Here is a 10650-nt window from a genome sequence, read left to right as displayed (position 1 = left end):
AAACAATTAATATTCAATTAAATAACAATAAGAAAAGTACATATGCAATAGTAATTTATTTAATGCGTCGGCCCTGTACCGGAGAACCATACGTTACTCTACGAGATAAGGTTTTATCCATACCGGGGAAGGCAGAGGCAGTAATGACAAATGCTGTTATCATCAGATGAAACACGGGCTTATGCGGATTTTCGTAGAATGGACGACGATTGTTGCTGCCATCCCTCTGCCTGCTGTGAAAATGAGTGCTGACCTGCATTGCAATAATCAGCATCGCCTGTCATATCTCCTCGTGTGGGAAGTACTCCGGAGTTGCAAATATCTGTCAATCATTTCACTGTATGAGACATTCTTTCTCAGATTTAGTATTGATTCTGCTTTATTCTGGAATCTCTTTTCTATATTTGCTACCTGTTTAATGTGTTGTTATGAAAAGCCGTATCTGCATCATATCTATTTTAGGATTACTTCTTATGATACCCGGGGCAAACTATGCTCAGGGCACTCGTCCTATTGTAAAGAAGGATACGGTAAGAAGTAGTTATATTTATTTCTCTTTCAATCAAGATGAGATAGATCCGGATTATCTGGATAATAGTGAAACGATTGCTACCCTTGATGCTCTTTTGGCCGATTCTTTGGAAACGGCACATCCCGATTCTTTGATAATAACTTCATTGATAGTGCCGGAAGGCAGTCTGAAATTCAATGCCTGGTTGGCTGCACGGCGTGCCGAGGCAGTGAGAGATTATATAAACGAACGTTATCCCCGTCTGCATACTAAGTTTGTACTCTGTCGTAAAGAGACAGATTGGATGGATTGGCGTACTTTGATAGCGTCCGATCCGGGAGTTCCTGATCAGGAAGATGTGTTGCGTCTGATAGATTATCATCATTATGATCCGGCAAAGTGTGAAAAGCTTTTGCAATATCTTAACGGCCAGAAACCCTATACGTATATTCAGGAATCGCTTTTACCTCGCTTACACCGGACGGAGATACAGGTGAGCTGGAATTATGCCGATTTGGTAGCTCCGTTGAACGGGGTAGAACCTGTATCCGGCTTTGCATCGACTGTCGGACAACAGTCTCCGGCTCTTCTGACAGAATCTATAGAACCGGAGGACGCCGGACCGGTTTTAATTACTCCGAAGCGGCGAAAGACGATTCTCGCATTCAAAAACAATCTGCTTTATGACATTGCTTTAGCCCCGAATCTTGAGTTGGAGATACCCTTGGGACGTCGTTGGTCAGTGAATGCCGAATACAAATGCCCTTGGTGGTTGAATAATGAGCGTAATTTCTGCTATCAGTTAGTATCCGGTGGCATTGAAGGACGTTGTTGGTTAGGCAATCGTCGCACGCGTGATCCCTTGATCGGCCATTTCTTCGGATTGTACGCCGAAGGCGGTAATTATGACTTTCAGTTTGGCGAAACAACAGGTTATCGGGGAAAGTATTATGCTGCCGGTGGTCTTAGTTATGGATATACCCGGCGCATAGGCCGCCATTTTTCGTTGGAGTTCAGCTTGGGGGTAGGCTGTCTGACTACTGACTTTCACACCTACCTTTCGGACCAGGGAGAACTAACTTGGAAAGACACGCGCCGTATTGTTTACATCGGACCTACAAAAGTAAAATGTTCTTTAGTGTGGCTTATTAGTGTAAAACGATAGAAGTCTCGCGAATAGAGAACCCCCAAACTTGCAAAAAACTTCCAATCGTTTCACGAACCCTTCCAGTGCCCTAAAATAGTTATCTAAGTATTGTTTTAGTTTATTTTCATCTTCTATATTTGTTGCATCAAAAGAAACAGAAGATGGAAAAAGTAAGAAAATCTTCTTCATGGAAAGTGCTGTGTTTTGTACTGTGTGAAGGAATAATCCTGTTGCTTTCATCTTGTTCTTTTCGTCCTATTGAGGATGACGTTGAGAGAGTACCCGATGGTACGGTTCATGTCAAAGTCAATTGGGGGAAATATAGTAAGCCGGAAGGAGAATGGTTGGTGTTTTATCCGGAAAGTCGTTCTTTGAAACCTTTTTCAAGAGAAGTTGGCGATGATGTTTATATCAATGATTTGTTGCCTGGTAAATATAAACTGCTATTGCTTAGTATGGACAAAGCAGATCCCAATGTGAAGTTCAGTAATATGGATGTGGCGGAAGATGCAGCGATAGAGTTATTAGAGCCGGGAGTGAATGGTGATGTAATGCATCCGGAAATGATGTTTTCTTCTGTGGCAGAATTTAATGTCACCGAGACGAACGGGCCGTTAGTAGTGCTCTCACCTCATCCTTTGGTATTGAAAGCCTGTTTTGAGATGCCAACAAGTAAGAAAGTGAAACAGGCTGAGGCACATCTTATCGGGATGATCAATTCGTTGAAGTTGTTCACTATGGAAACTGCTGCTTACTCTACTTCCGAGTACTACCATGATTTGATACCGGTATACAAGGAAGACAGAGTCTGTTTTGAAGGAAAAATGTTATTGCCTCTCCTGCATGAAATCAGTACTACAAGAGCTGGTGTAGAAGGAAAGACTATCTTGGAAATGAGTTTTACATATGAGAATGAAGAAAAAGAAACAATAACGACAGATATCACTCAGGTTATAAAAGAAGTACAAACCGAAGCACCTGCAGAGGTGACATTCAACTTATTGAAAATAGGTATGACTGCTACAGTAGTTAGCTGGGTGATAGAAACAGGAAATGGTAGTGTGATATAAGAAACAAATAAAACAATAATATAAACTTTTAAAGACAAAAAGTATGAAGACATTTATCTTTTCAGCATTGGCATTGGGAATGATGGCAAGTTGTTCAAACACAGAAGTAGAGGGCATTGATGTAGTTGATAATGGGGAACCGGTAGCGATTCAATTGAGCGCAGGAGTGGAAACAACAACTGGGGTAACGCGGGCTGCTATAGAAGATGGTAACAAATTTAAAGCTATTGTATTAGGCTGGGAAAGTAATACTGAAATGACTGAATTCGCAACAGAACCCTCATGGAATGCAACGTCCAGTGATATAAACACTTCTGGTAATACACCTTCTATAACTGTACCAGGAAAGTACTATAGTACAGAAGATGGCTATAAAACTTATATGAAAGCTTTCTATGTAGATGGAGCAACTGCTACTCAAGAAGCTCAAACTTCTACTTATGCTTTAGATAAAAAAGATGGTTCAGTCGATATTTTGATGACTACTGCTGCCGTATATGGTGATAAAACGACACCTGCTGGTGCTTTGACCTTTGCCCATCCATTAACGAAATTGATTTTTAAAGTAAAGGCCGGAGTTGGATTAGCAAATGATGTAAAATTGACCTCTATTCATTTATTGGGTATGAGTGTTCCGGAAAAGATAAATCTTGGTACTAATGAAGTTCTTTTTGGGACAGCACAAGAGGTGGAGGTACCTATTATTTTCACCGATGCTATTACTACTACTGAAGAAACAGCTAGTACTGCTGTAATGGTAAAACCTATTAGTGGAAAATTTAATATTAAGGTGGTAACAAATAAGAAAACATATTCCAGTGTTGAGGTAACTCTATCTTCAGTAGCGGAACATGCTGATGGTAAAGGCGTTGCATATACTGTAACTCTTACATTTAGAGATGAGATTTCTACTAGTGCTTCTGTTACTGAATGGGCTACCGGTTCTGGTTCTGGTACTGTTGGATAATTATCGAATGATTAAGACCCCCTTCTTAATATCCATCATAGCACTATTAGCAAGCTGTACAATCATAGATACAGAGACTGATAGTGCTATGTCTCATTCCTACCCTAAAGAAATTCATCTTAGCGCAGAAGTGCAAAGAACGATAACCCAGTCACGTGCAGCAATTGGTGAGAACGCCCCCTTTTCTGCAACTATTTTAGGTTGGGAAACTACTTCAGATGCTACCACCTATAGCGATGCCTCTCCTTCCTGGTCTACCGATACCAAGGAATCTATCATTGCTTCTCCGACAAAAGGTTCCGCTGTTGTTCTCAAAAACGAACAGTATTACCTTGCCGATGGTGGTAAAACCTTTATGAAGGCATTCTCTCCCATTGGAAAAGTAACCGGACAGCTTTATACCTTTGGTAAGATTGAGGCAGACGGAAGTACAGATGTACTGGTTTCTAACGAAATTTTCGGTACCAAAAGTAGTGCTGCTCCTTCGCTGGCATTCAGCCATGCACTTACGCAGCTTACTTTTTATATACAAAAAGGCGAAAGCATACCCGAAGATGATATGGATGATGTCCGTGTGATTCAATTGAACGGTATTCAACTACCTGTAGGATTCGATTTGAAGAGTAGAACATTAACAGTAAGCGAAACTCAGAATCTTTATGCTTTAAATGCAACTGCCGGGAATGGAGTACCCATCCCTAAGGATAAGGCGGTAAGGGCAGGAGGGTCTGTAATGATTGCTCCAATTACAGGTGATGCTGAATTAAGCCTTACAGTTGTCACTAATCATGGAGAGTTGAATGTATCTAAAGTAACTTCAACCACTGGTAATGAATTTCGGGCAGGCATATCTTATGATATTACATTGACTTTCATGCGGAAAGAAATTTCTTCCAGTGCCACAGTCACCAACTGGATAAAAGGTGAAGGTGGTGCTACCGTAGAATAGTCAGATTCCAATAAGTGTATAGCTTAAAAATTCATCAAAAACTTCTGCAAGTCTTCCGTTTGGGAGATTTGCAGTTTTTTACGTAGGCGGTTGCGTGCAGACTCTACACTTCGTACCTCTTTGAAAGTAATATCGGCAATTTCCTTTGTAGACAAGCCTAATCGTAGCAAGGCACACAAGCGCATTTCTTTCATTGTAATAGTAGGATATTCTTCGTTTAAGTTCTCATAGAAATGATGATGAATACTTTCAAATGAATCCCGGAAATCTTGCAATATATTGTTACTGTCAATCTGGTTTAGTTGCGAAATAATATCACGTATCTGTTTTTTTACTTGTGTTTCTTTAGGATTCATGTCCAATAACAATTGCTTCAGGCGATCGGTTAGTTGTGCGATGAACTCTTTGTTCTTAGTGTCTTGTAATGAGTAGGACATCTGTTTGCGTTCATTTTGTTCCAATTCTAACTTCAGCTGTTCCAGGTTATTCAGCAAAGAGATTATTTTTCCCTCTTGCCGTTCCATCTGATCGCGTTTCTGCCGGGCGTAATCACACAATGCTCTTCTCGTCTTTTTCTTCTGCTTTTTGAGCCAATAAATCGTACATACGGCTATAACAACCAAAAGTATTACTCCGGAAAACACCATTATATATACCTTCTGCATCACAACTGCGTGGTTGTTCTCTATCCGAATCAACTTTTCCTGTAGCATGCGTTCCTCATCATAAGCACCCGATAAGTTTCTCGTTCTTTCTTCCTCTTCCGAGTTATATAGGGAGTCTTTTAATGCCATAGACTGTTTTAACATTTCAAAAGCCGTTCGATGTTGTCCTATATTTGCATAATACTTAGAAAGTTCGGCAAGCAATACCTTTTTATCATATACATTATTATATTCATCAGACAGGGCGAGCGCTTTCTTCAAATAGCTACCAACCATCTCTTTTTGTTCCAATAAATTATATACATTGGTCATTATCAGATAAGTTCCTGTCAAATAGTATTCCTGATGATGCTTCAACTGATAATCCTCTACCTGCTTCAACAACTGCAATGCCATCCGGGGCTCTTTCTGTTTCAAATAGATAGAGCCAATGTTTCGTTGCATCAGTATGATCATATCGGAATCTCTGGCAGCATCCAGCTGATGTACAGCTAAGAAAGCATATTCAAGTGCTTTATTATAATCTTTTTTATGGGCATAGTTCACAGAGAGGTTATTGTAATTAACAAACAGTCTTTGAGGAACTTTTAGTTCTTCGTTGATAATAATAGCTCTTTTGAATAAAGAATCCGATTCGTCATATTTCTTTTGAGTCTGAAATATAGAAGCAATATTATTACAAAGTATTGCCTCCTCTTCATTCAGGTTATTTTTTTGGGCGATGTCCAATGCTTTCGTGTAGTAGTTCATTGCCAGATCGGTCAATCTCATATAATTATAAGAAAGTCCTGTCTGATTCATAATATGGATGTAAGTAGGAAGTGAATTACGGGGTATCTCAGGAAATACGTCTTTTATCACCGATAAACAATAGCTCAGATACTTTACAGCTTCTTCTTTGCGGTTTATATTGCACAATGACAATCCTACCTGAAATACCGTTTTAAAAGTTTCCTCTCCCGAGTATGTACTATGCATTAAAGAATCGATTCTTTTTACCAGTATCGTATCGGTGAAATAAGGCTGTGAAACATACTCTCTCGATTGGTTTAATATATTCTCAATTCCTTTAGCAGGAATAGGTGATTGTGAAAAAACCTTTTCAACGATACATAGTATGGATAAAGCGATTATAAGAATCTTATGCATTATGCTAATTGATTTTATATCCATTACAAAGATAATAATATGCTATATATTAACCAATTTTGACGTGCTCTTTTTAAAGTTATAGTTGCTTTTTCTCACAAAAAGCAAAAAAAGAAGGTTTTACAAAGGAAATGCAAGAGTCTGTTTATCAATTAAATAATAGAGTATGCAGTAGTACATTATTTTTGATTTGAAATAGTAAAGTAGTCAATGCAGGGAATTATATTATGATAATAAATCAAAAATCTTCTTTTTTGTTATCGTGAAAGTTAGATGGCGCTCCTGTGTGTCAAATAACAATTATTAATCTCCAAATACAATTCAAATGAAAAAAGTATTACTATTTGTGCATCTCCTTTTGATTGTTGTCGCCACGACGTACGCACAATCGTTGAACGAGGATTTTGAGGGTGATCAATTTCCACCGAAAGGTTGGGAAACACGTTGTATTGAATATTCCCTGCTCAGCTACCCTAAATGGGAACAGGTGAATAACAAGGACATTAATACCTTTGTGACCGGTTATAAAGGTGGAAAAGCTGCTCAGTCTACAAGTTCAGGTGCAGGTCTCTCTGCATTATGGACAAGCAATTGGCTAATTACACCGCAAATCACAGTAGGAAACAATGAATACTTGAGTTTCATGTTGGGAGCCAACGGTGCGTATAACGGCCTTAAAGACGTTAACCCCTACGAACTAAAGGTACTGGTCTCCACCGCCGGTAATGATTCGGTCAGTTTCAAAGAGACCGTTTTCAGCATTATTCCTAAAGGAGTTTTGCCATGGGGCAATTATACGATTGATATGAGTAAATATGCAGGCCAGAAAGTATATATTGCATTTTGGGATTTCGGACATGCTCTGAATGCGACAGGTAGTTTCTTAGCCAACAAGCTTTATCTGGATAATATTAAGATGACTCAAACTCCATCTCCTGATGTAGCTCTCTCTTCTATTGATGGAATCGAGAATGGCTGCAGGCTGGAACAAGCATTGAAGGTGACGGTAAAAAATACGGGAGCAGCTTCACCTGCTTATAAACTATGCTATCAAGTTGATAAGAATCCGATTGTCATACAAAATATAAATGAAGCATTGAGCAGTGGTGAAGAAAAGCAATGCTCATTCACAGAAAAGATAAAATTTACAGAGCCACGTCAAAATATAGACAGTGTTTATACTATTAAAACGTGGGTAGAAGCTTCTAACGATGCCAATCTATTTAATGATACATTGTCTGCTACTGTTGTTATTACTACCTCTATGGAGTATCCATATAAGATGACAATAGAAAATGCACAGGAAAATCTCCGCAGTTCAGCAACCGAAGGTAGACGGAACGCTTATTGGAAATGGCTTGGGGCTGATGAGGAAAATGTACAAAACTGCTGGTTATACTCTCCATACATGGGGCAATCTGCTATTTTGGCAAGTAATTGTATTACGTTACCCCAAGGAAAGGTACGTATCAATTTTGAATACCAGTGTGGGGAAAGTTTCACGGTAACTGCTTCTCTTGGTAATTTCGATTACAGTAAGTATGAACCGACAGGTACATCAGCGCGACTGCTGGCTTCGCCGTATGAATGGGCAAAAGGAGGTTTTACGATTGATGTAAATGAACTGGGTAAATATTCTCTTGGACTCACAGCAAGCGTTGCCGGTTCACAACTATTGATGCGCAATATAGAAATCTGTGATCCCTATAATGATGTAGTTGCGCAGAAAATCGTTTCTCCTTATGCCAATGCCATGATGAAAAACAATTCGGTTACCGTTACGGCTACGTTTATGAACATCGGTAAAGATGATTTGCAAAATATTCCTGTTCATTACCGGTTGAATGATGGGGTGGTAATAGACGGCGTGATTGCGGCACTATCCGTAGGTCAGAAAATAGATTATACCTTTGAAACGAAAGCTGACTTTAGTCAACTGGGAGCTAATGAACTAAAAGTATGGAGTGCACTGGCAGAAGACGGTGACAAGGGTAATGACGAAACAGCTGCCACAGTACAAGTGTATGAAGCAGCAGGATTCCCGTACAAAATGGGTTTTGAACCGGAAGAAAATTGGAAAAACTGGATCTGTTACAATCCCGAAAAGGATAATGTGTATTGGGAGGTAACACAGGTTACCAGCGGAGGAGCTACTTTTGCCAAAGAAGGACAGTATGCAGCATATATCAACTCTTTCAGTGGAATCACTCATAACGATTGGTTGATTTCACCAGCCGTCACGATGCCTAAAGGTAAAGTACGCCTCTCTTTCTATTATGCTACATTATATGCCAGCGGTGTTTCCAATCTGAAAGTATACTTAGGTAAGACCGATTCTTATAGCGACTTCAAGGAAGGAACACCTTTGGCTACACTTCCTATTGATAATGTTAAATACTATAAGCAAGGATATGTGTTGCTCGATATAGAGGAAGCTGGTAATTATTATCTGGCATTTTATAACGATGGTAGCGGACGTGATATTATCCTGGATGATGTACGCTTGGATCAAGACAACGATATGGCCATCAACGCGGTTGGTTCTTCTGCGAAAGACGGGTTCTATCTGACAAATGCTGACATCATTGTGTCGTTTATGAATCATGGTGCCAAAGCAATATCGAATGTTCCTTTAAGTTTTTTTGTCTATAAAGACGGAAGCGAGGCGGATAAAGCTGTTCAGACAGTTTCCGAAACCTACACAGGAACCATAGAACCGGGAGCTACGATAGAATATACTTTCCAGAAAAAAGCCGATATTTCGACTCCGGGTACTTACTTCTTCTTGGGAGAAGTAAAGGAAACATCTGATTGTGATGCCTTTAACAACAAAATGTTCTCCTCAAACAGTGTAATCCATTATGAGGCGGCAACCATTCCTTATCTTGGGGATTTGGAAACAGACTTGGAACGTTCTCAATGGATATTCAATGGTGGTTGGGCAACAGGCAACAACTTTACAGCAGCCAATTCGGCCTATTCCGGAACAGGAGGAATCCGCCATGCCGGTACTGCATCCGGTGATGGCGACTGGGTATTCTCCGGCTGTATCGAAATTCCTGCCGGAATGTATGACTTCGGGTTCTTCTATCGTACTTACTTAAACATTAGCGGAACATCTACTCCTGAAAAGAACGGACAAGATTTTGAAGTATTTTTAGGTGAAGCTCCTACAACAGAAGCTATGACAATGTCCATATACAAAGCCGAAAAGGCATTAGTCCAGGGAAGAGAATATCAAAAAGTAGTGAAGCAAATCACTATTCCTGCCAATGGGCATTACTATATCGGGGTGAAATGTACATCAACTGCTACATTAAGCAGCTCTCTCTTTATGGATTACTTCACAATCAAAAATCCTGTTACTACCGGATTAAGCATAGAAACAGAGCCGTATATTGCAGATTTTGCCAACAAGGAAAGTGAATGGTATCATTATTATCCTTCAGTGAGCCATTTTGAACAATGGACAGTTGCAAAGGTAAATAATGAAACATTTATGAAAACCCAGGTCACCAGAGATGATGCTCATACTGGTTTGACATATAAACCATGTCCGGGTGCTTATGTTGCTCCGGTAATAAGCCTGAAGAAAGGTGACATTGTCAAAGCTACTTTTGATTATAGTATTATCATTAAATCAACTGCTCCTGAAAGCACGGAACAGTATGTAAGACTTTATATGGCTGATAAAGACATGCCGGATGCTTTCACCACATTAGTAGCAAGCGGTGATGACAATTCCGGTGACAGGGCCACAGCAAGCGGTAGTATAACTGTTCCGGCCGATGGGCTTTATTATTTCGGTTATATGGTTGAATCTCCCGTTAGTACACAAGCTTTCAACCTCTACTCTACAAAGATTGAGAAGACAGGAAACGATCCGAACGTAGGTGTACAAAACGTAGAGACAGAGGACAACGGATATTACATAAGTGGCCGTACTCTTTGTCTGATTGGAGACTACCAAATTATTCGTATCTATAACGGAAACGGGCAATTAATACTCAACACCGGGAATACAAGTAAAATAGAACTGGATTCCTATGAAAAAGGTATATATATTCTCTCTCTAACTTCCAGGTTGGCTACGAAGACCAGTAAATTTCTGGTTAAATAACTAATGTTATGTTTCTACAAAAAGGGATGTGTTTACATCAAATACATCCCTTTTTTAAATTTCCACTAAAGA

The 10650-nt window shown here is 39.6% G+C and carries 6 protein-coding genes; 5 read left to right on the top strand and 1 reads right to left on the bottom strand.

Translation table 11 applies throughout. The features are described 5' to 3' along the window. Window positions 1–428 precede the first annotated feature (428 nt). The 4 genes from ACESQI_RS17090 to ACESQI_RS17075 all read left to right on the top strand — a co-directional run bounded on the left by ACESQI_RS17090 (window position 429) and on the right by ACESQI_RS17075 (window position 4644). A complete protein-coding gene (locus ACESQI_RS17090) occupies window positions 429–1676 on the top strand; it encodes a DUF3575 domain-containing protein (RefSeq protein WP_195349112.1) in 1248 nt (415 codons plus the stop codon). A 143-nt stretch (window positions 1677–1819) separates the two neighbouring features. After that, complete coding sequence (locus tag ACESQI_RS17085) at window positions 1820–2728, top strand: DUF5119 domain-containing protein (protein ID WP_278511674.1); 909 nt, start codon at window positions 1820–1822, stop codon at window positions 2726–2728. Between the two features lie 43 nt (window positions 2729–2771). Continuing rightward, window positions 2772–3695, top strand: coding sequence for a fimbrillin family protein (locus ACESQI_RS17080; RefSeq protein WP_195449082.1), 924 nt, complete (start codon window positions 2772–2774; stop codon window positions 3693–3695). After that, window positions 3628–4644: a fimbrillin family protein gene (locus ACESQI_RS17075; protein ID WP_223381606.1), complete on the top strand. Its 1017-nt coding sequence runs from the start codon at window positions 3628–3630 to the stop codon at window positions 4642–4644. Before ACESQI_RS17080 ends, ACESQI_RS17075 begins: the two co-directional genes overlap by 68 nt. A 23-nt stretch (window positions 4645–4667) precedes the next feature. On the opposite strand, the gene ACESQI_RS17070 is transcribed toward ACESQI_RS17075, so the two are convergent. Further along, the gene (locus ACESQI_RS17070; protein WP_007482962.1) at window positions 4668–6458 is read right to left on the bottom strand and encodes a tetratricopeptide repeat protein; all 1791 of its coding nucleotides are present in this window, start codon (window positions 6456–6458) and stop codon (window positions 4668–4670) included. 325 nt (window positions 6459–6783) lie between these two features. Here ACESQI_RS17070 and ACESQI_RS17065 point away from each other — a divergent pair, with 325 nt between their 5' ends. Beyond that, window positions 6784–10578, top strand: a complete 3795-nt coding sequence (locus ACESQI_RS17065) for a choice-of-anchor J domain-containing protein (protein ID WP_373126591.1) — start codon at window positions 6784–6786, stop codon at window positions 10576–10578. Window positions 10579–10650: the final 72 nt, after the last annotated feature.

This window comes from Bacteroides sp. HPS0048 (assembly GCF_964240755.1).
In the GTDB taxonomy this organism is placed as follows: domain Bacteria; phylum Bacteroidota; class Bacteroidia; order Bacteroidales; family Bacteroidaceae; genus Bacteroides; species Bacteroides nordii.
The sequence above is the reverse complement of the archived record's forward strand: the minus strand, read 5'-3'. Positions and strand labels throughout refer to the sequence as shown.

Excerpts from the sequence above, each read along its gene's own strand:
- ACESQI_RS17090 (WP_195349112.1), top strand. The coding sequence starts at position 429 with ATGAAAAGCCGTATCTGCATCATATCTATTTTAGGATTACTTCTTATG.
- ACESQI_RS17080 (WP_195449082.1), top strand. The coding sequence starts at position 2,772 with ATGAAGACATTTATCTTTTCAGCATTGGCATTGGGAATGATGGCAAGT.
- ACESQI_RS17065 (WP_373126591.1), top strand. The coding sequence starts at position 6,784 with ATGAAAAAAGTATTACTATTTGTGCATCTCCTTTTGATTGTTGTCGCC.
- ACESQI_RS17070 (WP_007482962.1), bottom strand. The coding sequence starts at position 6,458 with ATGCATAAGATTCTTATAATCGCTTTATCCATACTATGTATCGTTGAA.
- ACESQI_RS17075 (WP_223381606.1), top strand. The coding sequence starts at position 3,628 with ATGAGATTTCTACTAGTGCTTCTGTTACTGAATGGGCTACCGGTTCTG.
- ACESQI_RS17085 (WP_278511674.1), top strand. The coding sequence starts at position 1,820 with ATGGAAAAAGTAAGAAAATCTTCTTCATGGAAAGTGCTGTGTTTTGTA.